This window comes from Nocardioides lacusdianchii (genome assembly GCF_020102855.1).
Classification (GTDB): domain Bacteria; phylum Actinomycetota; class Actinomycetes; order Propionibacteriales; family Nocardioidaceae; genus Nocardioides; species Nocardioides lacusdianchii.
In genome coordinates this window covers 261,802-285,053 of the sequence record NZ_JADHZD010000001.1, presented here as the reverse complement: position 1 = coordinate 285,053, position 23,252 = coordinate 261,802, and the positions used below count along the sequence as shown (strand labels likewise).

The 23,252-nt window shown below is 72.4% G+C and carries 24 protein-coding genes; 15 read left to right on the top strand and 9 right to left on the bottom strand.

Going from position 1 to position 23,252, the window contains the following annotated elements; all coding sequences use genetic code 11:
• Nucleotides 1-16 precede the first annotated feature (16 nt).
• Nucleotides 17-610: a hypothetical protein gene (locus tag IRX98_RS01420; protein WP_224273319.1), complete on the bottom strand. Its 594-nt coding sequence runs from the start codon at nt 608-610 to the stop codon at nt 17-19.
• 419 nt (nt 611-1,029) lie between these two features.
• Between IRX98_RS01420 and IRX98_RS01415 the strand changes: the two genes are divergently transcribed.
• Genes IRX98_RS01415 through hemB form a run of 5 tightly spaced genes read left to right on the top strand, consistent with a single transcriptional unit; the run spans nt 1,030 to nt 6,596 of the window.
• On the top strand, nt 1,030-1,704 hold the full coding sequence (locus tag IRX98_RS01415) for a redox-sensing transcriptional repressor Rex (protein WP_224273318.1): 675 nt from the start codon (nt 1,030-1,032) through the stop codon (nt 1,702-1,704).
• A complete protein-coding gene (locus tag IRX98_RS01410) occupies nt 1,701-2,987 on the top strand; it encodes a glutamyl-tRNA reductase (protein WP_224273317.1) in 1,287 nt (428 codons plus the stop codon). The genes IRX98_RS01415 and IRX98_RS01410 overlap by 4 nt, the downstream gene beginning before the upstream one ends.
• Nucleotides 2,984-3,949 (top strand): hydroxymethylbilane synthase, encoded by a 966-nt coding sequence (hemC, locus tag IRX98_RS01405; RefSeq protein ID WP_224273316.1) that lies wholly within the window; start codon nt 2,984-2,986, stop codon nt 3,947-3,949. The genes IRX98_RS01410 and hemC overlap by 4 nt, the downstream gene beginning before the upstream one ends.
• A complete protein-coding gene (locus IRX98_RS01400; protein ID WP_224273315.1) occupies nt 3,946-5,601 on the top strand; it encodes a bifunctional uroporphyrinogen-III C-methyltransferase/uroporphyrinogen-III synthase in 1,656 nt (551 codons plus the stop codon). Before hemC ends, IRX98_RS01400 begins: the two co-directional genes overlap by 4 nt.
• Nucleotides 5,598-6,596 carry a porphobilinogen synthase gene (hemB, locus tag IRX98_RS01395; protein ID WP_224273313.1) on the top strand — a complete coding sequence of 333 codons (999 nt, stop codon included), beginning with the start codon at nt 5,598-5,600 and terminating at the stop codon, nt 6,594-6,596. Before IRX98_RS01400 ends, hemB begins: the two co-directional genes overlap by 4 nt.
• Nucleotides 6,597-6,605: 9 nt before the next feature.
• Here the strand turns inward: hemB and IRX98_RS01390 are convergent, their stop codons facing one another.
• Nucleotides 6,606-7,793, bottom strand: a complete 1,188-nt coding sequence (locus IRX98_RS01390) for a lytic transglycosylase domain-containing protein (RefSeq protein WP_224273312.1) — start codon at nt 7,791-7,793, stop codon at nt 6,606-6,608.
• Nucleotides 7,794-7,975: 182 nt separating this feature from the next.
• Between IRX98_RS01390 and hemL the strand changes: the two genes are divergently transcribed.
• From hemL to ccsB, 6 genes are read left to right on the top strand one after another with little or no spacing between them, the layout of a single operon-like run.
• The gene (hemL, locus tag IRX98_RS01385; protein WP_224273311.1) at nt 7,976-9,304 is read left to right on the top strand and encodes a glutamate-1-semialdehyde 2,1-aminomutase; all 1,329 of its coding nucleotides are present in this window, start codon (nt 7,976-7,978) and stop codon (nt 9,302-9,304) included.
• A gap of 1 nt (nt 9,305) precedes the next feature.
• On the top strand, nt 9,306-9,983 hold the full coding sequence (locus tag IRX98_RS01380) for a histidine phosphatase family protein (protein WP_224273310.1): 678 nt from the start codon (nt 9,306-9,308) through the stop codon (nt 9,981-9,983).
• 2 nt (nt 9,984-9,985) lie between these two features.
• A complete protein-coding gene (locus IRX98_RS01375; protein WP_224273309.1) occupies nt 9,986-10,552 on the top strand; it encodes a TlpA family protein disulfide reductase in 567 nt (188 codons plus the stop codon).
• Nucleotides 10,545-11,294, top strand: a complete 750-nt coding sequence (locus IRX98_RS01370) for a cytochrome c biogenesis CcdA family protein (RefSeq protein ID WP_224273308.1) — start codon at nt 10,545-10,547, stop codon at nt 11,292-11,294. The genes IRX98_RS01375 and IRX98_RS01370 overlap by 8 nt, the downstream gene beginning before the upstream one ends.
• Nucleotides 11,291-12,949 carry a cytochrome c biogenesis protein ResB gene (gene resB, locus IRX98_RS01365; protein ID WP_224273307.1) on the top strand — a complete coding sequence of 553 codons (1,659 nt, stop codon included), beginning with the start codon at nt 11,291-11,293 and terminating at the stop codon, nt 12,947-12,949. The genes IRX98_RS01370 and resB overlap by 4 nt, the downstream gene beginning before the upstream one ends.
• Nucleotides 12,946-13,935 carry a c-type cytochrome biogenesis protein CcsB gene (gene ccsB, locus IRX98_RS01360; protein WP_224273306.1) on the top strand — a complete coding sequence of 330 codons (990 nt, stop codon included), beginning with the start codon at nt 12,946-12,948 and terminating at the stop codon, nt 13,933-13,935. Before resB ends, ccsB begins: the two co-directional genes overlap by 4 nt.
• Here ccsB and IRX98_RS01355 read toward each other — a convergent pair.
• Entirely contained in the window at nt 13,849-14,034 is a 186-nt protein-coding gene (locus IRX98_RS01355; RefSeq protein WP_224273305.1) for a hypothetical protein, read from the bottom strand. The two genes, ccsB and IRX98_RS01355, sit on opposite strands and share 87 nt — an antisense overlap.
• Before the next feature lie 37 nt (nt 14,035-14,071).
• Between IRX98_RS01355 and IRX98_RS01350 the strand changes: the two genes are divergently transcribed.
• Nucleotides 14,072-14,353, top strand: a complete 282-nt coding sequence (locus IRX98_RS01350; protein WP_224273303.1) for a DUF4229 domain-containing protein — start codon at nt 14,072-14,074, stop codon at nt 14,351-14,353.
• Nucleotides 14,354-14,371: 18 nt separating this feature from the next.
• Here IRX98_RS01350 and IRX98_RS23265 read toward each other — a convergent pair whose 3' ends face one another.
• The 5 genes from IRX98_RS23265 to IRX98_RS01325 are packed head-to-tail and all read right to left on the bottom strand — an operon-like array spanning nt 14,372 to nt 18,379.
• On the bottom strand, nt 14,372-15,628 hold the full coding sequence (locus tag IRX98_RS23265; protein ID WP_224273301.1) for a GNAT family N-acetyltransferase: 1,257 nt from the start codon (nt 15,626-15,628) through the stop codon (nt 14,372-14,374).
• A 39-nt stretch (nt 15,629-15,667) separates the two neighbouring features.
• Nucleotides 15,668-16,543, bottom strand: a complete 876-nt coding sequence (locus IRX98_RS01340; protein ID WP_224273299.1) for a 1,4-dihydroxy-2-naphthoate polyprenyltransferase — start codon at nt 16,541-16,543, stop codon at nt 15,668-15,670.
• Nucleotides 16,527-17,882, bottom strand: a complete 1,356-nt coding sequence (locus IRX98_RS01335; RefSeq protein WP_224273297.1) for an MFS transporter — start codon at nt 17,880-17,882, stop codon at nt 16,527-16,529. Before IRX98_RS01335 ends, IRX98_RS01340 begins: the two co-directional genes overlap by 17 nt.
• A 43-nt stretch (nt 17,883-17,925) precedes the next feature.
• A complete protein-coding gene (locus IRX98_RS01330; RefSeq protein ID WP_224273295.1) occupies nt 17,926-18,090 on the bottom strand; it encodes a hypothetical protein in 165 nt (54 codons plus the stop codon).
• A gap of 1 nt (nt 18,091) precedes the next feature.
• On the bottom strand, nt 18,092-18,379 hold the full coding sequence (locus tag IRX98_RS01325) for a DUF1330 domain-containing protein (RefSeq protein WP_224273293.1): 288 nt from the start codon (nt 18,377-18,379) through the stop codon (nt 18,092-18,094).
• Between the two features lie 34 nt (nt 18,380-18,413).
• On the opposite strand from IRX98_RS01325, the gene IRX98_RS01320 reads away from it, so the two are divergent.
• The 3 genes from IRX98_RS01320 to menD are packed head-to-tail and all read left to right on the top strand — an operon-like array spanning nt 18,414 to nt 21,984.
• Nucleotides 18,414-19,433 (top strand): AMP-binding protein, encoded by a 1,020-nt coding sequence (locus tag IRX98_RS01320; protein WP_224273291.1) that lies wholly within the window; start codon nt 18,414-18,416, stop codon nt 19,431-19,433.
• Complete coding sequence (locus IRX98_RS01315; RefSeq protein ID WP_224273289.1) at nt 19,433-20,383, top strand: o-succinylbenzoate synthase; 951 nt, start codon at nt 19,433-19,435, stop codon at nt 20,381-20,383. Before IRX98_RS01320 ends, IRX98_RS01315 begins: the two co-directional genes overlap by 1 nt.
• A complete protein-coding gene (menD, locus tag IRX98_RS01310; RefSeq protein WP_224273287.1) occupies nt 20,380-21,984 on the top strand; it encodes a 2-succinyl-5-enolpyruvyl-6-hydroxy-3-cyclohexene-1-carboxylic-acid synthase in 1,605 nt (534 codons plus the stop codon). The genes IRX98_RS01315 and menD overlap by 4 nt, the downstream gene beginning before the upstream one ends.
• Nucleotides 21,985-22,039: 55 nt before the next feature.
• Here menD and IRX98_RS01305 read toward each other — a convergent pair whose 3' ends face one another.
• Nucleotides 22,040-23,239 carry a glycoside hydrolase family 16 protein gene (locus tag IRX98_RS01305; RefSeq protein ID WP_224273285.1) on the bottom strand — a complete coding sequence of 400 codons (1,200 nt, stop codon included), beginning with the start codon at nt 23,237-23,239 and terminating at the stop codon, nt 22,040-22,042.
• Nucleotides 23,240-23,252: the final 13 nt, after the last annotated feature.

Below are 23,252 nucleotides of genomic sequence, written 5' to 3'. Positions count from 1 at the left end.
GGGCGCAGGGCGACCGTCAGTGGGCTCCTGGGCGACGACGTCGACGAAGCCCTGAGCCCAGCAGCACGGCTGCGCCGATGCCGGCGACGATGATGGTCCAGGCCGGGACGGCCTGCTGTTCGTGGTCGTCTGCGCCGACGGCTCCATCCGCAGCGCGAGGCTTCTCCGTGTCCACGCCCACCGCAGGTTGAGCGGGTGACCCGGTGAGCCGTTCGATCGCGTCCACTCGCCCAGGCGTGGCGGGAGCTGTCCCGCCGCACGAGGTCGCGGCCCGCTCCGAGCCATCGGTGGTGACGAAGACGAGGTAGCGCCGGTCGACCGCCATGCCTTCGAGGCCGCACGACGCACCGGACATCGCTGACTCGAAGAGGGCGACGGAACCGACGTCGCCGCGGTAGACCGCGTCGACGGCCACGGTGTAGGTGATCGGGTCGGTGCTGCTGACGACCCCGGTCCGGGGCGGCTCCGTCATGGCCGTGAGCGTCCCCGTGAAGATCTCGTCTGCGGCGGCCGCGAACTCGCCGGTTCGCTGGTAGGCGCAGGAGCATGCGAGCGCCGGCCCCGCGCCCCACGTCACCAGCGACGCTCCCGAGACGAGCACTGTCAGCACGATCGAGCCCCATCGGCGCATGGGGCTGTGACGACGTGGCGCAGGTGGTGGTTCCTACCGGGCATGCCTGTGACCCCGCCTCCTCGTGGGCAGCGGGGTGTGGGGCGGGATCATCTTCGAGGTGGTGGGATCCGGGGTGGGCCGGGGTCGGCGGGTCGATTGCGGTCCGAGACTGGGTTGGGTCTCGATACGCCTTCGCTCGTTCCTCGCTCCGGCTACTCGACCACCGAGGGTGAGGGGGCCCGGGACATCGCCCCTGATATGCCCTGCAGCACCCCGCGCGCAAGTCGAGGGGACCCCGTGTGGGGTGGGTCTTCTCACATGTGCTAGCCACCCCTGTTCTCGTTTTGTTCTCCCGTTCACAAACTCCTACAGTGGCGGAGTCCGAGCGAGGTTCGCGAGGACTGGAAAGAGCTGCTGTGACCGCACGGACCCCCGACTCCGCCCGGGACATCCCCGAGGCAACCGTCGCCAGGCTTCCCGTGTACCTGCGTGCCCTGATCAGCCTCGCCGAGGAGGGCACCACCACCTGCTCCAGCGAGGAGCTCGCGGCCTTCGCAGGCGTCAACAGCGCCAAGCTCCGCAAGGACCTGTCCTACCTCGGCAGCTACGGCACCCGCGGCGTCGGCTACGACGTCGAATACCTCCGCTACCAGATCGCCCGCGAGATCGGCGTGACCCAGGACTGGCCCGTGGTCATCGTGGGCATCGGAAACCTCGGCCACGCGCTCGCCAACTACTCCGGATTCCGCAGCCGCGGCTTCCGCGTCGTGGCGCTGCTCGACGCCGACCCGGACCGCCACGAGGAGGTCGTCGCCGGCCTCGACGTGCGCTCCTTCGAGGACCTCGAGTCCATCGTCGCCGAGCACGACGTCTCCATCGGCGTGATCGCCACCCCGGCCGTCGCCGCCCAGTCCGTCGCGGACCGGATGGTCGCCACCGGCATCACCAGCATCCTCAACTTCGCACCGGCGGTCCTGTCGGTGCCCGACGGCGTCGGCGTACGCAAGGTCGACCTGTCGATCGAGCTGCAGATCCTCGCCTACCACGAGCAGCGCAAGTCGATCGCGCCCGGAGCAGGAGCCGTGTCATGAGCGTCCTGGTCGTGGGGATCTCCCACAAGTCGGCGCCGGTCGAGCTGCTCGAGCGCCTCGCGCTCGACGCCGACGGCACCGTCAAGCTGATCTCCGACGTCATCGCCGGCGAGCACGTCTCGGAGGCCACGGCGATCGTCACCTGCAACCGCCTCGAGGTCTACGCCGAGGTCGACCGCTTCCACGGCAGCGTCGAGGACCTCTCCGGCCTCCTGGTGGAGCGCGCCGCGCAGTCGACCGAGGCGCTGCTGCCGCACCTCTACGTCCACTACGACGAGGGCGCGGTCTCCCACCTCTTCCAGGTCGCGGCCGGCCTCGACTCGATGGTCGTCGGCGAGGGCCAGATCCTCGGCCAGACCCGCGAGGCGCTGCGCGTCGGCCAGGAGCACGGCACCGTCGGCCCGGCGCTCAACACCCTCTTCCAGCAGGCCCTGCGCGTCGGCAAGCGGGCGCACGCCGAGACCGACATCGACCGCGCCGCCCCCTCGCTCGTCACCGCTGCGCTCGAGCGGAGCACGGTGCCGGTCGCCGGTGCCCGCGCCGTCGTGCTCGGCGCCGGTGCGATGGCGTCGCTCGCCGTGGCGCACCTGTCCCGCGGCGGAGCCGGCAGCATCTCGGTGCTCAACCGCACCGCCGCCAACGCCGAGCGGCTCGCCGCGGAGTACGCCGCCACGTCGGTGCCGCTGTCCGCGCTGGGCGACGAGCTCGCCGCCGCCGACATCGTCATCTCCTGCACCGGCTCGCCCGAGCCGCTGGTCCGCCTCGCCGACGTGGTGACCGCGCGCGGCGGCAGCGACCGCCCGCTCACCGTCATCGACCTCGCGCTGCCCCACGACGTCGACCCGTCGGTCGCCGACCTGCCGGGCGTCGAGCTGATCAGCCTCGCGGGCCTCGCCGACGAGCTGCGCGGCCTCGAGGCCACCGCCGGCGTCGAGGACGTCCGCACCATCGTCGGGCAGGAGATCTCCGCCTTCCTCGCCGTACGCCGCCAGGCGAGCGTGACGCCCACCGTCGTCGCGCTGCGCTCGATGGCCACCTCGGTGGTCGACGCGGAGATGGACCGCCTCGCCTCCCGGCTGCCCGGCCTCGACGAGGCCACCCGCGCCGAGGTGCTGCAGACCGTGCGCCGCGTGGCCGACAAGCTGCTCCACGAGCCGACCGTGCGGGTCAAGGAGCTGGCCGACGCCGAGCCGGCGGTGTCCTACACCGCCGCGCTGGCCGAGCTGTTCCGCCTCGACCCCGAGGCCGTGGACCGCATGACGCGAGCGGACGGCAAGCCATGAGTGCCCTTCCTGCCATCCGGCTCGGCACCCGCGCGTCCGCCCTGGCCACCACCCAGTCGGGCCACGTCGCCGACCTGATCCGCGAGCGCCTCGGCCGCGAGGTCGTGCTGGTCGAGGTCTCCACCGAGGGTGACCGGAGCTCGGCGCCGCTGGCCTCGATGGGGGGCACCGGCGTCTTCGTCAGCGCACTGCGCGACGCCCTGCTCGACGGCCGCGTCGACGTTGCCGTCCACTCGCTCAAGGATCTGCCCACCACGCCCGCCGACGGCATCGCGCTGGCGGCCGTGCCGCCGCGCGAGGACCCGCGCGACGTCGTCGTCGCCCGTGACGGCCTGACGCTGGGCGAGCTGCCGGTCGGCAGCCGCCTCGGCACCGGCTCGCCGCGCCGCGTCAGCCAGCTCGCGGCGCTCGGGCTCGGCCTGGAGCTCGAGGGCATCCGCGGCAACGTCGACACCCGGATCCGCAAGGTCCGCGAGGGCCAGGTCGACGCCGTCGTCCTCGCCCGCGCCGGCCTCGCGCGACTGGGTCGCCTCGACGAGGTCACCGAGGTCCTCGACCCGCTCCAGATGCTCCCCGCGCCCGGCCAGGGCGCCCTCGCCGTGGAGTGCCGCTCCGACGACGCCGAGCTGGTCGCCGGGCTCGCGCAGCTCGACGACGCCCCCACCCGCGCCGCGGTCACCGCCGAGCGCGCCGTGCTGTCCACCCTCGAGGCGGGCTGCTCCGCCCCGCTGGGTGCGCTCGCGGAGGTCGTGGACGGCGAGGACGGCGAGGAGCTGTGGCTGCGTGCCGTGGCCCTGTCGGAGGACGGCGGACTCTCGGTGCGGATGAGCGCGACAGGCCCGGTCGACGAGGCCGCCCGACTGGGAACACGCCTCGCGAGCGACATGCTCGACGAGGGAGCAGCAGACCTGATGACGGCACCACCTGAAGATGGACCACCAGTGAGGAACCAGCACGCATGACGCGAGTACAGACCCCGCAGGCCAGCAGCCAGGACAAGGGGGCCAACCCCGGGTGGGTGTCCTTTGTCGGCAGTGGACCCGGTGACCCGGGCCTGCTGACGGTGCGCGCCGTCGAGCTCCTCGGGAGTGCCGAGGTCATCGTCACCGAGGCCCCCGAGCACGTCGACCTCGTCCGCTCGGTGCTCGGCCTGGTCGAGGGCCCCGACGGGACCTGGGACGGCCCGGAGGTCGTCGACGGCGGGTTCGGCGAGGACGGCCAGCCCCTCACGCACGCCGCGCGCGCCAAGGTCGTCGTACGCCACGGCAAGAAGCAGCGCGTGGTGCGCCTGATGACCGGCGACCCGTTCCTCTACGCCTCCGGCCCCGAGGAGGCGCAGGCCTGCGTGAAGGCCGGCGTCGGCTTCGAGGTCGTCCCCGGCGTCTCCTCGGTGAGCGCGGTCCCGGCCTACGCCGGCATCCCGCTGACCACCAAGCGCCACCGCGAGATGTGCGTCGTCACGTGCGGCGAGAAGGTCGACTGGAGCGCCTACGCCGACGACCGCACCCTCGTCCTGCTCTCCGGCGTCGGCAGCATCGCCGAGACCGCCGCCGCCCTCATCGAGGCGGGCCGCTCGCCGCAGACGCCGGTCGCGATGACCCGCGTCGGCACCACCACCGAGCAGCAGACCCTGATCTCGACGCTGGCCGACATCGGCGCCGACGTCCGCGCGGCGCGCATCGCCCCGCCCGCGATCACCGTCATCGGCGACGTCGTCGACCTGCGCCAGACCCTGTCGTGGTTCGAGACCAAGCCGCTCTTCGGCTGGCGCGCCCTGGTGCCCCGCACCAAGGAGCAGGCCGGTTCGCTGTCGCGTCGCCTGCGCGAGTACGGCGCGGTGCCCGAGGAGGTGCCGACCATCTCCGTCGAGCCCCCGCGCAACCCGCTCCAGATGGACAAGGCCGTGCGCGGCCTCGTCGAGGGTCGCTACGAGTGGATCGCCTTCACCTCGGTCAACGCCGTCAAGGCGGTGCGCGAGAAGTTCGAGGAGTACGGCCTCGACGCCCGCGCCTTCTCCGGCCTCAAGATCGCCGCGGTCGGCGACAAGACCGCCGAGGCCATCGCCGCGTGGGGCCTGCGCGCCGACCTGGTGCCGTCGGGCGAGCAGTCCGCAGCCGGCCTCCTCGCCGAGTGGCCGCCCTACGACGAGGTGCTCGACCCGATCAACCGGGTCTTCCTGCCGCGCGCCGACATCGCCACCGAGAACCTCGTCGCCGGCCTGGTCGACCTCGGCTGGGAGTGCGACGACGTCACCGCCTACCGCACCGTGCGCGCCACCCCGCCGCCGGCGCCGGTGCGCGACGCGATCAAGACCGGCAAGTTCGACGCCGTCGTCTTCACCTCGTCCTCGACCGTGCGCAACCTCGTCGGCATCGCCGGCAAGCCGCACCCGTCGACGATCATCGCCGTGATCGGTCCCGCGACCGCCAAGACCGCCGAGGAGCACGGCCTGCGGGTCGACGTCCTCGCGCCGACGCCCGACGTCGAGGTGCTCGTCGACGCGCTGGCCGACTTCGGCTCGGCCCGACGCCTCGCGATGCTGGAGAGCGGCGAGCCCGTGACCCGGCCGAGCGAGCGCACCGCCTCGGGCCGTCGCAAGGCGCGCGCGAAGTGAGCGAGGAGCACCGCGATCTGGAGACGCCGCTCGTCCGTCCGCGCCGCCTGCGTCGTACGCCGGCGCTGCGGCGGATGGTGGCCGAGCACCACGTGGTGCCCAGCTCGCTGGTGCTCCCGGTCTTCGTGCGCGAGGGCCTCGCCGAGCCGCACCCGATCTCGTCGATGCCGGGCGTCGTCCAGCACTCGCGCGACTCGCTGAAGCGGGCCGTCGCCGAGGCTGCCGAGCTCGGGCTGGGCGGTGTGATGCTCTTCGGCATCCCCGAGCACAAGGACGCGACCGGCTCCGGCGCGATCGACCCGGGCGGGGTGCTGAACCTCGCGATCACCGACGTGGTCGCCGAGGTCGGTGACCAGCTCACGGTCATGTCGGACCTGTGCCTCGACGAGTTCACCGACCACGGCCACTGCGGGCTGCTGACGCCCGACGGCGAGGTCGACAACGACCAGACGCTGGCGGCGTACGCCGAGATGGCGCAGGCCCAGGCGGCCGCCGGTGTCGACATGGTCGGGCCCAGCGGGATGATGGACGGCCAGGTCGCCGTGGTGCGGCAGGCGCTCGACGCCGTTGCCTACAGCCACGTCTCGATCCTGGCCTACTCCGCGAAGTACGCCTCCGCCTTCTTCGGTCCGTTCCGCGAGGCGGTCGACTCCTCGCTGGTCGGCGACCGCAAGACCTACCAGCAGGACCCCGCCAATGCCGTCGAGGGCGTGCGCGAGGCGCTGCTCGACGTGGAGCAGGGCGCCGACATCGTCATGGTGAAGCCGGCCCTGGCCTTCCTCGACGTCGTACGCCGCGTGCGCGACGCCGTCGACGTGCCGGTCGCGGCCTACAACATCTCCGGTGAGTACTCGATGGTCGAGGCGGCCGCCGCCAACGGCTGGATCGACCGCGAGGCGGCGATCCTGGAGACCCTCACGTCCATCCACCGCGCCGGTGCCGACGTGATCCTCACCTACTGGGCCTCCGAGGCCGCGCGGCTGCTGCGCCGCTGACCCAGCGGCTCAGGGGTTGAGCAGCTGGGCCACGCAGGCGTTGAGCGCCGCGAGGTCGAGCGCGGAGATGCCCGAGGCCAGGCACTGCGCCCGGGCCTCCAGCTCGGTGAGCGGTGCCGTGATCGTCTCCGTGGGCAGCGGCAGCGGCGGGAGCGTCGTCGGCAGGACCGTGGGCAGCGTCGTCGGGACGGACGTCGGCACGGTCGTCGGGTCCTTGGTGGGCGTGGACGTCGGCGTCTGGGTCGGCGTCTGCGTCGGGGTGGTGGTCGGCGTCGTCGTGGGGGTGCTGGTCGGCGTCGGCTTCACGGTCGGGGTCGGCTTGTTGCCGCCCTTGTCGCCCGGATCGCGCTTGCCGTCCTTGTCGCCCTTGCCGTCGCGCGGACCGGGGTTCGCCGTCGTGTCGGGCATGGTCACGCCCGAGGTCAGCGTGGACGTCGGCACGGCGCTGAAGTCGCCGTCGAGGTAGGCCTGCATGATCTCCAGCACCAGGTCGACGTAGGCGTTGGAGTGGTTGTAGCGGTAGACCGAGGCGCGCTGCCCCTTCTCCTCCGACAGGTCGTCGTCGCCGGAGCAGAGGTAGACGGCCGTCGCCAGCGCGGAGTCGTCGACGTCCTGCGGGTTGCGGGTGCCGTCGCTGTCGCCGTCGACGCCCACGACCGACCAGGTCGAGGGGATGAACTGCATCGGTCCGACGGCGCGGTCCCAGCGGGTGTCGTCGTCGTACTGCCCGCCGTCGGTGTCGGCGATGGCCTGGGTGTCGTTCTTGCCGTTGAGGGCGATGCCGTAGATGCCCGGGCGGGCCACGCCCTGGTCGTCGAGGGCGTTGCCGCCGAATCGGCCGTGGTCGGACTCGACACGACCGATCGCGGCGATGAGCTCCCACGGGAGGTTGCAGCCGGGGTCGGCCTTGTTGATGACGCCCTCGGCGCGCTGGTAGGCCGAGAGGGCCGCCTGGGGGATGCTGCTGGCCGAGCCCGGGGTGAGGGCGGCGGCGCGGGTGACCGGGTCACCGATGCTGGCGGGCGCCTCGATGGCGGCGGCAGGGAGGACGGTGCCGTCGGGAAGGGTCTTCGAGCCGTCGGGGTCGGCGCTGGCCGACCCGACGCCCACGCCGGCGAGGCTGGCCGTCCAGGCGGCGGAGAGCACCGCAAGCGGGATGATCGCGGTCGCGCGGTGCAGCCGGCCGAAGCTCGCCATGTCTGTCATCTCCCCTGTGTCGTCCGGGTGTGATGATGCCCACTCAGGAGGCACCCACACCCGGGCAACGACGAATCCTGGCTCCACGTTACGCACGAGTTGCCTGTGGGCCAAGGCACACGGTCCGCGTGCGGGTGCGCACCGACTGGGGATCCTTTGTCCACCTGCGTGACAATGGCCGGGTGACCTCCGCGACGACCACCTCGACGACTGCGGCCAGCGAGGCCCTCTTCGAGCGCGCTCGAGCCGTGACCCCGGGCGGCGTGAACTCGCCCGTGCGTGCCTTCACCGCAGTCGGCGGGACGCCGCGCTTCATCACCTCCGCCTCGGGCGCCTGGCTCACCGACGCCGACGGCAACGACTACGTCGACCTGATCTGCTCGTGGGGCCCGATGCTGCTCGGCCACGCGCACCCCGACGTGCAGGCGGCGGTGGCCGGTGCCGTGGCCCGCGGTACGTCGTACGGCACCCCCACCGAGCCCGAGGTCGAGCTGGCCGAGGAGATCGTCGCCCGCACCCCGGTGGAGCGGGTGCGCTTCGTGTCCTCGGGCACCGAGGCGACCATGTCGGCGATCCGGCTGGCGCGGGGTGCGACCGGTCGCGACCTCGTCGTGAAGTTCGCCGGCTGCTACCACGGCCACGTCGACCCGCTGCTGGCCGAGGCCGGCTCCGGCATCGCCACGCTGGCGGTGCCCGGCACCAGCGGGGTGCCCGCGAGCTCGGCCGCCGAGACCCTCGTCCTGCCCTACAACGACCGCGACGCCGTGCAGGCGGCGTTCGAGGCGCACGGCCCGCGGATCGCCTGCCTGATCACCGAGGCCTTCCCGGGCAACATGGGCGTCGTCCCGCCCGCGCCGGGCTTCAACGCCTTCCTCGCCGAGACCTGCCGCGCCCACGGCGCGCTCTTCATCAGCGACGAGGTGATGACCGGGTTCCGCGCCACCGAGCAGGGCGGCTGGGGCCTCGACGGCGCGATCGAGGGCTGGGCGCCCGACCTGATGACCTTCGGCAAGGTGATGGGTGGCGGCTTCCCCGCCGCGGCGTTCGGCGGTCGAGCGGACCTGATGGCGCACCTCGCGCCCGAGGGCCGGGTCTACCAGGCCGGCACGCTCTCGGGGAACCCGGTGGCCACGACCGCGGGCCTTGCGACGCTGCGCCTGGCCACCCCGGAGGTCTACGCCCAGCTCGACGCGACCGCGCTGACGATCCGCACCGCCGTCGCGGAGCACCTCGCGGCCGCGGGCGTCCCGCACGTCGTCCAGGCGGCCGGCACGATGTTCTCGGTCTTCTTCCGCGACGCCGCGGTCCGCGACTTCGCGGAGGCCTCCACCCAGGACACCGCGGCCTACGCCGCCTTCTTCCACTCGATGCTGGACCAGGGCGTCTACCTCCCGCCGTCGGCGTACGAGGCGTGGTTCGTCTCCGCGGCCCACGACGAGCGGGCGGTCTCGACCGTCCTCGACGCGCTCCCGGCCGCCGCGCTGGCCGCCGCCACGGCAGGAGGTCACTGAGATGGCCGAGCAGACCACCGTCCACCTCCTGCGCCACGGTGAGGTCCACAACCCCGAGGGCGTGCTCTACGGCCGCCGCGACGGCTTCCACCTCTCCGCGCTGGGGCACCAGATGGCCCAGCGCATCGCCGAGACCATCGGCGAGCGCGACATCGTCCACCTCCGCACCTCCCCGCTCGAGCGCGCCCAGGAGACCGGCGCCCCGCTCGCGCAGGCCCGGGGCCTGACCCCCGTCGTGGACCCGCGCGTGATCGAGTCCACCAACGCCTTCGAGGGCCTCAGCTTCGGCGACGGCGCGATGACGATCATCAAGCGCCCGCGCCTGTGGCGCCACCTCTACAACCCCTTCACGCCGTCGTGGGGGGAGCCGTACGACGAGATCGCCGGGCGCATGGTCGCCGCGATCCACGACGCCCGCGACGCCGCCCGCGGCCACGAGGCGGTCGTGGTGTCGCACCAGCTCCCGATCTGGACGACGCGGCTCTTCCTCGAGAGGCGCAGCTACCTCCACCACCCCAAGAACCGCCAGTGCACCCTCTGCTCGCTGACCAGCATCGTCTTCGACGGCGACCGCTTGGTGCAGGTGCGCTACTCCGAGCCTGCCGGCGACCTGATCCCCGTCGCCGACCGCTCCGCCCCGTTCTCGGCCGGCGGGGCCGCGGCGAAGGAGCGACCCTGACCATGTCGCGCCGCCTCGCCGCGCCCCTCATGGCGCTCGCCTGCCTGCTCGCGCTGACGGGCTGCTCCGGCCTGTCCGGCACCGGTGAGAAGGGCTACATCTCCGGCACCGGGGTGCCCACCGAGGTGGAGGCGGTGGACAGAGGGGAGCCTGTCGAGCTGAGCGGCACGGACCTCGAGGGCGGCGACATCGACCTCGCCGACCTGCGCGGCAAGCCGGTCGTGGTCAACGTGTGGGCCTCGTGGTGCCCGCCGTGCATCACCGAGCAGCCCGACCTCAATGAAGCCGTGGCCGAGCTGGGCGACCAGGTGTCCTTCATCGGGCTCAACATCCGCGACGCCTCACGCCAGGACGCGCAGGCCTACGTCCGCGACCTCGAGGTGCCCTACCCCTCGATCTACTCCGCCGACGGGGCCGCGCTGCTGCCCTTCGCCGGCACCCTGACCCCGCGTTCGATCCCGAGCACGGTCGTGCTCGACGCCGAGGGCCGGATCGCAGCGTCGGTCAACGGCCGAATCCCCTCGACGCAGACGCTGGTCTCGCTGGTGGAGGCGGTCCTCGATGAGTGAGTGGTTCCAGGAGACGGCGCTGTCCGGGTCGATGCTGCTGGCGCTACCGGTGGCCCTGGCCGCCGGGCTCATCTCGTTCTTCAGCCCCTGCGTGATCCCGCTGCTGCCGGGCTACCTCTCCTACGCCACCGGCATCTCCGGCGGCGATCTCGAGCAGGCACGGCGCGGCCGCCTGGTGCTCGGCGCGGTCCTCTTCGTGCTCGGCTTCTCGGTCGTCTTCGTCCTCCTCGGCAGCCTCACCGGCGCGGCCGGCGCCTGGCTGTTCACCCACACGCGTCAGCTCAACGTCGTCCTCGGCGTCATCACGATCGGCCTCGGCGTCGCCTTCCTGGGTGGATTCGGGTTCCTCCAGCGGGACTGGCGGATCCACAAGGTGCCCGCCGTGGGCCTGGCGGCTGCGCCGCTCCTCGGCTTTCTCTTCGGCGTCGGCTGGACGCCGTGCGTGGGCCCGACGCTCGCTGCGATCAACGTGCTCTCGGTCAACGAGGCCACCGCTGGGCGGGGGGCACTGCTGTCCGGTGTCTTCGCCCTCGGCCTCGGGCTGCCCTTCATCGCGGCCGCGCTGGCCTACCGCCGGATGCTCGGCGCCTTCGCCGTCATCCGGCGCCACCAGGTGCTCATCGTTCGCGTGGGCGGCGCGATGATGATCCTCGTCGGCCTGCTGCTCGTCTCGGGCTGGTGGGACCGCATCGTCCAGTGGCTCCAGCTCCAGGTCGTCCAGGGATTCACGGTGCCGGTGTGACCGACCTCCAGCCCGACCTGCGCCAGCGGTCGTCCGACGACCGCCAGGCCACGTCACTTCCCAACGACCTCAACACGCGCGAGCTCGCGCGCTGGTCGTGGCGCCAGCTGACGTCGATGCGCACCGCCCTCGTGCTGCTCCTGCTGCTCGCGCTCGCGGCGATCCCCGGCTCGGTGATCCCGCAGGAGGACATCGACTCCCTCGCGGTCTCGCAGTGGCGCGACAACCACCCGCGCCTGGCCCCCATCTGGGACCGGCTCGACCTGTTCTCCGTCTACGGCTCGGTGTGGTTCTCCTCGATCTACATCCTGCTCATGATCTCGCTGGTCGGCTGCATCATCCCGCGCCTGTTCGTCTACGCCCGCGCGCTGCGCGCCCGGCCGCCCCGCGCCCCCCGGCACCTCACCCGGCTGCCCGAGTCGACGGCGTACACCACCGACGAGTCCCCCGAGGACGTGCTGGCGCGCGCCGCCGACGCGTTGCGGAGCAAGCGCTTCCGGGTGGAGACGTCGACCGGGTCCGACGCGGTGTCCGCCGAGCGCGGCTACCTCCGCGAGGCCGGCAACCTGCTGTTCCACCTCGCCGTGATCGTCGTCCTCGTCGGCGTCGCCGTCGGCAGCCTCTTCGGCTACAAGGGTGGCGTCATCATGCTCAACGGCGAGGACTACGGCTTCACCAACAACCTCACCCAGTACGACGACTTCGCCCCGGGCTCGCTCTTCGACCCCGACGTGATGGAGCCCTTCTCCTTCAGCATCACCGACTTCCAGGTGGACTGGCTCACCGAGGGCGGCCGGGCCGGCATGGCGCGCGAGTTCGTCGCCGAGCTCGACTACACGACCGAGCCGGGTGGCAAGACGCAGAACTACGACCTCCGGGTCAACCACCCGCTGACCATCGGCGGCACCGACATCTTCCTCATCGGCCACGGCTACGCCCCGGTCATCACGATCCGCGACGGCGAGGGCGAGGTCACCAAGTCCGGCCCCGTGGTGTTCCTGCCGACCAACGGCCAGACCTTCGAGTCCTTCGGCGTGGTCAAGGCGCCGTTCGCCCAGCCCGAGCAGATCGGGCTCGAGGGCACCTTCTACCCGACCTTCGCGATGGGCCGCGACGCCGACGGCAACCTCACCATGCCGTCGTCGATCTTCGGCTCCCTGGGTGACCCGCTGGTCTCGATGAGCCTGTGGACCGGTGACCTCGGCATCGACGACGGCTCCGCCTCGTCGGTCTACGTCCTCGACAAGGCCGACGCGACCCAGGTCCTGAAGGAGGACGGCCAGCCGTTCCGGATGGACCTGCGCCCCGGCGACACCGTGACGCTGCCGGACGGGCTCGGCACGGTGACGTTCGAGGGCGTGCAGCGCTGGAACAAGATCCAGATCAGCCGCAGCCCCGGCAAGCTGGTGGCCCTCGGCGGCGTGGTGCTCGCCCTGGTCGGCCTGCTGGGCTCGCTCTTCATCCGCCCGCGCCGGATGTGGGTGCGCGCGCGCAGGCAGGACGACGGCACCACCCGGGTCGAGGTGGCGCGGCTGGACCGGTCGTCCGGGGGAGACCCCGAGGACGGCGCGGCCGAGGTCGCCGAGATCGTGGCATCACTGCAGGCCCCCAGGGGTGCGCAGCCGACGAGCAGCAGCAGGAAGGATCAGTCGTGACCGACGCACAGTGGGAGGTCTTCAGCTACCAGGGCGTCATCGCCGCGGCGGTGCTCTACTTCCTCGCGATGCTGGCCTACTTCTTCGAGCTGGCCGGCCTGCGGAGTGTGGCGAAGGACGAGGAGGTCACGGACCAGCGCACCGCCATGGCCGGCCGTCTGGCGCTGGTGCTGTCCGTCTTCGGCGTGGTGGTCCACCTCGTGGCGCTCGTCGCGCGCGGGCTCGCGGCCGACCCCAACCGGGTGCCGTGGGGCAACATGTACGAGTTCACGATCTCCGGCACCTTCGTGGTGGCGCTGATCTTCGTGCTCTCGACCTTCCGCCTCGACATCGAGTGGCTGGGGCCCCTGGTCTCCACCTTCGTCGTCGCCGCGCTGATGGCGGCGTTCCTCGGCCTGGACGACGCCGTCCTCCCGCTGCCGGACGCGCTCAACTCACCGTGGCTGGTCATCCACGTCGTCTCGGCCGTGATCTCGACCGGCGCCTTCACCATCGGCGCGCTGCTGTCGGTGCTCTACCTCGTCAAGGCGCGCTCGAGCGCGACCACGGGCTACCTCGCCCGGGTGCCCGAGCCCAAGGTTCTTGACCGGCTGTCCTACCGGATGCACGCCTTCGGCTTCCCGGTGTGGACCTTCGCGGTCCTCATCACCGGCCCGATCTGGGCCCATCAGGCATGGGGCGCCTACTGGAACTGGGACCCGAAGGAGGTGTGGGCCTTCATCACCTGGGTGGTCTACGCCGCCTACCTGCACGCCCGCGCGACGGCGGGCTGGCGCGGGCGCAACGCCGCGATCCTGGCGCTGGTGGGTGTCTCGACGCTGTGGTTCAACTTCATCGGCATCAACTTCTTCAGCAGCTCCAGCCAGCACTCCTACGCCGAGGGCGCGGGGGCGGAGCGCTCAGTCGTCCTCCGGGTCGCGGCGGCGCCGGTCGAGTCCCCGCAGGAAGTCCGGGTCGTCGTCGGGGCCGACCACCCGCGGCGGTGAGGCACCGCCGCTGCCACCGTCGAGGCGGCGCAGCGCAAGCTTGACCAGCACCCACACGACAACCGCGATCGCGGCCACCACGAGCAGCACCTTCAGCATTCCTCCAATGTAGTCAGGTCCACCTAGGCTGGTCGCCGTGAAGGAGTTCGTGGTCTACACCGCCCTGCGGATCGTGCTGTTCCTTGCCTCGTTCGGGATCGTCATCGGGCTGATGGCGCTGGTCCTCGGCGGGCGCTACAACCTGTTCTGGGCGGTCGTGCTCGCGTTCCTGATATCCGGGATCGCGTCCTACTTCGTGCTGGACCGCCAGCGGGAGGCGTTCGCCCGGCGCGTCGAGGAACGGGCCGCGCGCGCCACCGCGGCCTTCGAGGAGCGCAAGGCGCGCGAGGACCGCGACGACCACGGGGACCCGCGCTGATCCCTGCTGGGCCCGCGCTCAGAAGCCCGTCAGGCTGTACGCCGGCGTGCTGAGGTCCGCCATCGCTGCGAAGCGGCGTACGTCGTCCTCCGCGCCCGTCAGGCGCCCGGCACGGTGCAGCTGCCGCACCGGCACGGCGCCGAGGTAGAGCGAGCCCAGCGTCTCGGCGCTGAGGCGTACGTCGGGCGCGTCGTCGGTGCGCGCGACCGTCGCGGCGCCGTCCGCGGTCGTGACCGCGAAGCGTCCTGCCGCGTGGCCCAGGGGGTCGTCGACCTCGACCACGACCGAGCCGTCGGCCGACCAGGGGCGGGCGGCGAGCGCGCGTGGGACGTCCAGCACCCGCAGCCAGAGGAACTCCTGGACCTCGGTCGTGCTCACCCGGTTGAGGTCGGTGAGGGCCCACATCAGCGGGTCCTCGGGGTGGAACAGGTTGAAGGTGACCTTGGCGGTCTGGTCCATGTGGCCGAGGAACGACCAGAGCGCGAGCTGGGCCTGCGGGGTGAGCGCCACCATCTCGTCGACCTTGACCGTCTTGTCCTCGCCGGGCTTCCAGATGGCGAAGCCGTCGACCGCGCCGCTCGCGTCGAGGTGCAACGCGACCCGGATCTTGCGGTTGGCGCCGCCGCTGCTGGGGTCCCAGGCGCCGGTGTGCATGTCCTCGTACGGGGCGGGCCAGGCCACCGAGCCCCGCTGGCGGGCGTGGAAGGTGTCGAAGACGGCCTTGACGTGCGGCCACGCGTCCGCGGGCTCGAGGAGCTCGACGCGGCCGGGATCGACGACGTCGCGCAGGCCGAAGCCGGGCGTGGTGTCGACGGTGACGCCCGTGCGGAAGGTGGCCGGGCCGAAGCCCCAGCGGCCGTAGATGGTGGCCTCGGCCGCGGTCAGGGCGGCCATAGGCACTCCCTGGGCGACGGCGTCGGCGAGGTCGTCCTCGATGAGCCGGCGCAGCAGGCCCCTGCGCCGGTGGGCCGCGCTGGTGGTGACGTCGGTGATCATCCGCAGTGGCAGCAGCTCGCGACCGGCGTTGAGGCTCTTGTCGAAGCTGGCGTAGGTCGCGACGGGCATGGGACCGGCGCCGAGCTCGCCCTCGGGCAGCCAGGCGCCGCGGACGATCACGTCGTCGGCGCGGTAGTGCCGCACCCACCGCTCGACGCTGTCGTCCTCGGGCCGGTCCTCGCGGAAGCCGCGCAGCACCGCCTCGATCCACCCGCGACGGCGGGCGGCCGCGGCAGGGGAGTCGTCGGAGAAGTCGAGGAGGGCGAAGTCGTAGTCCACCCGCTCACGCTAGTGAGCGGCCCGGTGGCCCGCCACGGGTTATCCGAGCAGGAGCAGCGGCACCGCGACGAGAACCGACCAGATCAGCTCGGAGGCGCCCGTGGCCGCGAGGACGGGGATGAGGGCGGGTCCCGTGGCGCCGCCGAGGACGGCGCGGGTCGGGGCGCCCGCGCGGGCCAGGAAGCCGAGCCCGACCAGCACCCACCATGTCATGGCGGCGGCGACCGCGACGACCGCGGCTGCGGCGACGAGGACGAGGAAGGCATAGAGGTAGCGGGTGCGCTCGTCGCCGAGGCGTACGGCCAGGGTGCGCTTGCCGGCGACGGTGTCGGTGGGGATGTCACGCAGGTTGTTGGCGACCAGGATCGCGCAGGCCAGAGCGCCGATGCCGACGCCGGCGTAGAGGGCGGCCCACTCCCAGGTCTGCGTCTGGACGTAGGTCGTGCCGATGACCGCGACGAGTCCGAAGAAGACGAAGACCATGACCTCGCCGAGCCCGAGGTAGCCGTAGGGCTTGTCGCCGCCGGTGTAGAACCAGGCGGCCACGACGCACACCAGGCCCACCGCCACCAGCCACCAGGCGGTCGTCGCGGCGAGGACCAGCCCGGCGAGAGCGGCCACGCCGAAGGCGGCGAAGGCGGCGGCCTTCACCGCTCCCGGGGTCGCCGCGCCCGAGCCCACCAGGCGCATCGGCCCGACCCGGTCGGCGTCGGTGCCGCGGATGCCGTCGGAGTAGTCGTTGGCGTAGTTGACCCCGACCTGGAGCGCGAGGCTCACCACGAGGGCCAGCAGGGCCTTCCACCACACCGCGTGGTCGGCGTGTGCCGCGACGCCGGTGCCGGCGAGCACGGGGGCGACGGCGGCGGGCAGGGTGCGGGGCCGGGCGCCGGCGAGCCAGTCAGCGGTGGAGGTCACCGACCGATTCTGGCAGGGGACCGTCCGGCTCCATCGGCAAGGGCTCCTGCGAGAGCGCGACGCCCGCGGGCTCGGGTCCGCCCGCCCGCGCGTCGGCGAGGACGTCGGCCGGGACGTGCTGCTCGAGGAAGCGTCGCCCGGAGTGCGCCGAGGCATGGAGGCCGACAGCACCGACGGTGACGATCGCCGCGATGGTGAGCCACCCGAAGGCGCCCCACTCCATCGCGAGGAAGCCGTAGGCCGCCGGCGCCCAGAACCGGCCGAGCGTGCCGCCGAGCTCGGAGACGCCCTGGTAGTCGCCGCGGCGGCGGGGATCCATCAGCTCGGCCTCCAGCGTCCAGCCCGACGCGGACAGGAACAGCTCGGCCCAGGTGAGGACGATGTGACCGACGAAGAACAGCACGATCGTGAGCCAGCCGGTCGTCTCGTGGGTGGCGAGCGTGACGAGGCAGGTCAGCACGAAGAACAGCGTCGAGAGGCGTACGGCGCGCAGGGCGGTCTCGACGTCGCGGATGCCGCGCGAGGCGAGCCGCGGCAGCACGATGCACATGACCGTGTTGGTGCCGAAGAGCACCGCGACGAGCACCTTCGGGGCGTCGGTCTCGGTCACCAGCCACACGGGGATGACGGTGTGCAGGAGCACCTGGTTGGTCCACATGACACCCGTGAAGAACGTGACCGCGATCCAGCTGCGGTTGCGGATGGCGGGGATGCCCTCGGGCTTCACCCGTGGCTCGGAGCTGCGCTTGTCGTGGGTGGCGTCGGGCAGGCGGGGGATCGCCGCGCTGTTGAGGAGGAACAGCACCGCGCTCACCAGCGGCGCCCACCGGAGGGCCTCGGTGCCGAAGGCGATCGCGCCCGCGCCGAGGAAGGCACCGATGCTGAAGCCGACGTTGAGTGCGGAGTAGAGGTAGGCGCGCGACTCCACCCGCTCCGCCGGCGGCAGGATGTCGATGACGTAGGCGCCGTGCGCCGTGCCGCCGAGGGTGCCCGCGACCTCCATCGCCACGGCGAGCGCGACGTACTCGGGGAAGCTGTCGATGAAGGGCCACGCCAGGAAGAGCGCTCCCTGGACCGCCGCCGACAGGGTCCACATCCGCTTGGGGCCGAAGTGGTCGACCAGCTTGCCCATCGGCACCGCGACGATGAAGCTCGCGATCGCCGCGATCGTGAGGCCGATGCCCACCTCGCCCAGCGAGAGGCCGACCACCAGGGTGAAGAAGACCGCCGACCCGGCGAGGAAGGTGCCGTCACCGGAGGCGAAGAGCAGCGACTGGATCGACAGCCGCCGGGCGAGGGTGGACGGTGGCGTGGCGTAGTTCTTCAGGGCGGTGAGCATCGCCGGTCATCCTCTCCCGCGGGGGCGCCGGGCGTCCTGTCATTTACCCGTCGCGGGAGTCGTCCTCGTCACGTCCGGGGTCGCGTCCCTCGGACATCCGCCGGGTGTCGCGCCGGATGCCCTCGGCACGCCGCTTCTCGAACAGCAGGATGGCCACGACCACGCCCGTCGTCACCAGGACGACGAGCACGAGCCGGAAGAGGTCCACGCTAGGCCCCCGGCACCACGCGCAGGTCACGGTCGGCGCCGTCGCCGAGGGCGCGCAGGGCCTCCTGGTAGGCCTCGCTGTCGTGGGCGGCGCGGGCGGCGTCCACCGACTCGAACTCGATGACGACCGTGCGCGTCTGCTCGCCCTGCTCGTAGGTCATCTCGGGATTGCCGCGCGCGAGGAACCGGCCGCCGGCCTCGCGGATGGCCGGCCCCGCCAGCTCGGCGTACGCCGCGACCTTGGCGGGGTCGTGCACGGACTTGTAGACACAGATCCAGTAGGCACTCATGACCCCGAGCCTACGGAGCACTAGCGTTCGGCGTGTGACTCACCTCCGGCCCTCGGACGAGCCCTCGGTCGCGATCAGGCAGCTGTCGCGCTGGCTCGAGGCCGACACCCCCGCCCCGCTGCTGATCGAGACGTCCGGCTCCACCGGCCGGCCCAAGGGCGTCGTGCTGCCCCGCCGGGCCGTCCTGGCGAGCGTGGAGGCGTCCGCGCGCAGGCTGGGCGCGTCGGGCCGGTGGCTGCTGGCGCTGCCGTCGTCGTACGTCGCCGGGGTGCAGGTCATCGTGCGCTCGCTGGTCGCCGGGCACGAGCCGGTCGTCGTCGACGGCCTCGACGTCGGGCGCGCCTCGGCGGCCCACCACGGCGACACCCCGACCTTCGTCTCCCTCGTCCCGACCCAGCTCCACCGGATCATGACCGACCCCGACCAGGTCGCGGCGCTCGCGCGCTGCCACACCGTGCTCGTCGGCGGGGCGGGGCTCGACCCCGACCTACGCCGGCGCGCCGAGGGGCAGGGCGTGCGGCTGGTCTCGACCTACGGCTCCTCGGAGACGGCCGGCGGGTGCGTCTACGACGGCGTGCCGCTCGACGGCGTGGGGGTGACCCTCGGCGCGGAGGGGCGCATCCGCATCGGCGGCCCCACGCTCTTCAGCCACTACGACAACGATCCCGGGCTGACCGCCGAGACCGTCGTGGACGGCTGGTACGTCACCTCCGACGCAGGCCGCTTCGACGAGGACGGACGCCTCCAGGTCCTCGGTCGCGTCGACGACGTCGTCATCAGCGGCGGGGTGAAGATCCCGCTCACCGCGGTCGCCGATCGGCTCCGCCGCCACCTGCTGGTGCAGGAGGCCGAGGTCTTCGGCGTGCCCGACCCCGAGTGGGGGCAGAAGCTCGTCGCGGTGCTCGTCGGCACCGCTCACGACGCGGAGCTGCGCGACTGGATCAGCGCCGAGCACCCGCGCTCGTGGGCCCCGCGCGAGTTCCGCTGGGTCGAGCAGCTCCCGCTCCTGCCCAACGGCAAGGTCGACCGCCAGGCTGTCCGGGCCGGCCTCTGATGCGCGACCTGCACGTCTTCGCGATCGGGCTGCGCACCCGCTTCCGTGGCATCACCGTGCGCGAGGGCGTGCTGCTGCACGGCGAGGCCGGCTGGGGGGAGTGGTCGCCCTTCCTGGAGTACGACGACGCCACCTCGCGGCCGTGGCTGGCGGCCGCCCGCGAGGCCGCCGACGTGGGCTGGCCGGCGCCGCTGCGCGACCGCGTGCCCGTCAACGTCACCGTCCCCGCCACCGATCCGGAGCGGGCGCACGCGATCGTCACCGCCGGCGGGTGCCGCACCGCCAAGGTCAAGGTCGCCGAGCGCGGCCAGGTGCTCGCCGACGACCTGGCCCGGGTCGAGGCCGTCCGCGACGCCCTCGGTCCCGCCGGCCTGGTCCGTGTCGACGCCAACGGCGCCTGGGACGTCGACGAGGCGGTCCGGGCGATCGCCGCCCTCGACCGCGCCGCCGGCGGGCTGGAGTACGTCGAGCAGCCGGTCGCCTCGGTCGAGGACCTCGCCGTCGTGCGCCGCCGCGTCTCGGTCCCGATCGCTGCCGACGAGTCGATCCGACGTGCCGAGGACCCCTACCGCGTGCGTGACCTCGAGGCGGCCGACATCGCGGTGCTGAAGGTGCAGCCGCTGGGCGGCGTACGTGCCTGCCTGCGGATCGCCGAGGACATCGGGCTGCCCGTGGTCGTCTCCAGCGCCATCGAGTCCAGCGTCGGCATCGCCGCCGGCGTCGCCCTCGCGGCCGCACTCCCCGAGCTCCACCACGCCAGCGGCCTCGCCACCGTGCAGATGCTCACCGGTGACGTCGTGGCGGACCCGCTGCTGCCGGTCGACGGCATGCTGGCTGTCGTCCGCCCCGACGTCGACGAGGCCGCCCTGGCCGGGGTCGCCGCCACCGACGACCGCGTCGCCCACTGGCGCGCGCGGCTGGAGTCGGTAGGGCAGGATCCCCGGACATGACCACCCCGTCGACCGCGCTCGCCCGCACCGTCGTGACCGCGCTCCGCGGGTCCGGGGTGCGCGAGGTGGTGCTCGCGCCCGGCTCGCGCAACGCCCCGCTGTCCTTCGCGCTGTACGACGCCGCACAGGCCGGCGGGCTGCGGCTGCACACCCGCATCGACGAGCGCACGGCCGGCTTCCTGGCGCTCGGCCTCGGCAAGGTGACCGGGCGCCCGGCCGCCGTGGTCTGCACGTCGGGCACGGCGGTGGCCAACCTGCTGCCCGCGGTGGTCGAGGCCGCGCACGCCGGCGTACCGCTCGTGGTCGTCACCGCCGACCGGCCGGCACGGCTGCGGGGCACCGGCGCCAACCAGACCACCGACCAGGTCGGCATCTTCGGCGCCTTCGCCCCCACGCTCGACGTGGCGGCGGCGGACCTCGACGAGCTGCTGGGCTTCGTCCGCACCCACGACTGGGTGCGCCCGGTCCACCTCAACGTCCAGCTCGACGACCCGCTGCTCCCCGACGACGACGGCTGGGACGGCGGGGACGTGCCCACGTGGGCGGTCACCCTCCAGGCGCCCGACCGGGACGTGGCCGAGCTCGCCCCGGGCCCGCGCACGGTGGTGGTCGCCGGCGACGACGCCGGCCCGCCGGCCCGCCAGCTCGCGGAGAGCGGCAGCTGGCCGCTGCTGGCCGAGCCGTCCAGCGGCTGTCGCACCGGCGACACGGTGATCCGCACCTATCGGCTCCTGCTCGGCACCGAGCTGGGCGACCGGATCGAGCGCGTGGTGGTCTTCGGCCACCCGACCCTGTCCCGCCCGGTGTCCCGGCTGCTCGCCCGTGACGACGTCGAGGTGGTGTCGGTCCGCCACCGCGGGACCTGGCCCGACCGGCCCTTCGCGGTGTCGAGCGAGCACGACGGCGTCAGGGTCGCGGTCGCCGACGACCCGGCCTGGCTGGAGGAGTGGCGACTCGCCGACCGGTCCGTCGGCCGGAAGCTCGACCGGCTCCTCGCCGTCGAGCCCGACCTCACGCCGCACGAGGTGGCGGGCGCGGTCAGTCGCTCGGTCCCCCCGGGAGGGCTGCTCGTCGTCGGCGCCTCGAACCCCGTCCGCGACCTCGACCTGATGGTCGCGCCCTACGAGGTGGGCGGGCGCCGCAAGGTGATCGCCAACCGCGGCCTGGCCGGCATCGACGGCACCACGAGCACCGCCATCGGCGCCGCGCTGGGCCGGCCGCGGTCCTCGCGCGCCTTCGCGCTCGTGGGCGATGTGACGTTCCTGCACGACACCACCGGGCTGTTCCTCGGTCCCCGCGAGGAGCGTCCCGACCTCACGATCGTGGTGGTCAACGACGACGGCGGCTCCATCTTCGCCACCCTCGAGCAGGGGGCGCCGGAGCACGCCGACCGCTTCGACACTCTCTTCGGCACCCCGCACGGCGTCGACCTGGCCAGCCTGTGCGCGGCCGCCCGGGTCCCGCACCTGCGCGTCGACAGCCTGCCCGAGCTCGAGCAGGCGCTGCTGATGCCCAACGGCGGCATCGAGGTCGTCGAGGCGCGAGTACGCCGCGACAACCGCCGCGAGCTGGACGAAAAGATCCGCGCGCTGACCCCCTGAGACAGGGGGCCAACGCGCGGATCGTGGTCGTGCGTGGTGGGTGTCGTTCAGCCGATCAGGCCTGCGGGGTCTCCCACACGCGGACCCAGTCGACGTACATGTGCTGCGGGAGCTTCTTGTCGTTCATCTCCAGCGCCTCGTAGTCGGAGGCCAGCAGGCTCAGGATGAGGTACTGGCGCTCCTTGGAGACGTGGGCCGACGTGCGCCAGGTCTCCTTGCCGTCGATGTAGAAGACGATCTTCTTCGGGTCCCACTTGACCGAGAACACGTGGTAGTTCTTCGACCAGCCGTCGCGCTTGTTCTTCAGGAACGACTTCGAGTCCTTGATCCACGAGCCGGTCTTGATGAGCTTGTTGCCCTTGTACCAGTGGATGAAGCTCGTCAGGCCGCCCTGCGGGTGCTTGTCACCGAAGTACTCGATGACGTCGATCTCGTGACCGGCGCTGCGCGGGCTGTTCTCGTCGATCGGCTGCGACCAGAAGCTGGCGTGCTGGCCCTGGAGCTTGTTCATCTTGATGCGGGCGGCGGCGACGCCGTACTTGAAGCTGAAGCCGTCCTTGGTGCCGACGTGGCCGTTGAGGCGGTAAGCGATCTTCTTCTTCAGCTTGCGCGACTTCGCCAGGCACTTGCCCTTGGCCTCGCGGTCCTTGATGACGCTCAGGCGCAGCGCGCCCGAGCCGACCTTGACGGCCTTCGGGTCACCCTTGGAGCAGGCCCGCTTGCTGGTGGGCTCGTAGTCCTGGCCGCGCATGCTCCACACGGGGTTCAGGGTGCCGCCGGAGAACTCGTCGGTGAAGGTCGGGGTCAGCCACTGCGTGGTGTCGGCGCTGTCGCTGGTGACCGGCTTGAGGCCCTTGTACTTCTGGGCGACGACCCGGTAGGCCAGGGGCGCACCGCCCTTGGAGACGGCGGCGGAGAAGTGGGCGCGGCCCGACTTCTCCTGCTTGGCCTTGCCGACCTTCTTCCACGAGGAGCCGTTGAGCTGCTGGAGGACCACCGGGCGGCCGACCTTGACCGGCTTGATGGTGGCGGTGACGGCGGCCTTGGCCGAGTTGGCGCTGGCAGTGCGCTTGCCCTGCTGGACGATCTGGGGAAGCACCTCCAACGAGATCTTCTGGTTCGCCTTCTTCGTCACCGCGACCGACGCGGAACGCGTCGTGGAGTCGGTGGCCGACCCGGTCTCGGTCGACAGGAGCAAGGACGCGGGCAGGAGCAGCGCGGCGACGCTGCCTGCGAGCACGCGGCGTGCAGACATGTGAACTCTCTTC

Bases quoted from the DNA above. Each gene is read 5' to 3' on its own strand.
- IRX98_RS01410 (WP_224273317.1), top strand. From the start codon at position 1,701: ATGAGCGTCCTGGTCGTGGGGATCTCCCACAAGTCGGCGCCGGTCGAG.
- hemC (WP_224273316.1), top strand. From the start codon at position 2,984: ATGAGTGCCCTTCCTGCCATCCGGCTCGGCACCCGCGCGTCCGCCCTG.
- IRX98_RS01400 (WP_224273315.1), top strand. From the start codon at position 3,946: ATGACGCGAGTACAGACCCCGCAGGCCAGCAGCCAGGACAAGGGGGCC.
- IRX98_RS01390 (WP_224273312.1), bottom strand. From the start codon at position 7,793: ATGGCGAGCTTCGGCCGGCTGCACCGCGCGACCGCGATCATCCCGCTT.
- IRX98_RS01380 (WP_224273310.1), top strand. From the start codon at position 9,306: ATGGCCGAGCAGACCACCGTCCACCTCCTGCGCCACGGTGAGGTCCAC.
- IRX98_RS01375 (WP_224273309.1), top strand. From the start codon at position 9,986: ATGTCGCGCCGCCTCGCCGCGCCCCTCATGGCGCTCGCCTGCCTGCTC.
- IRX98_RS01370 (WP_224273308.1), top strand. From the start codon at position 10,545: ATGAGTGAGTGGTTCCAGGAGACGGCGCTGTCCGGGTCGATGCTGCTG.
- IRX98_RS01355 (WP_224273305.1), bottom strand. From the start codon at position 14,034: ATGCTGAAGGTGCTGCTCGTGGTGGCCGCGATCGCGGTTGTCGTGTGG.
- IRX98_RS01335 (WP_224273297.1), bottom strand. From the start codon at position 17,882: ATGCTCACCGCCCTGAAGAACTACGCCACGCCACCGTCCACCCTCGCC.
- IRX98_RS01325 (WP_224273293.1), bottom strand. From the start codon at position 18,379: ATGAGTGCCTACTGGATCTGTGTCTACAAGTCCGTGCACGACCCCGCC.
- IRX98_RS01315 (WP_224273289.1), top strand. From the start codon at position 19,433: ATGCGCGACCTGCACGTCTTCGCGATCGGGCTGCGCACCCGCTTCCGT.
- menD (WP_224273287.1), top strand. From the start codon at position 20,380: ATGACCACCCCGTCGACCGCGCTCGCCCGCACCGTCGTGACCGCGCTC.
- IRX98_RS01305 (WP_224273285.1), bottom strand. From the start codon at position 23,239: ATGTCTGCACGCCGCGTGCTCGCAGGCAGCGTCGCCGCGCTGCTCCTG.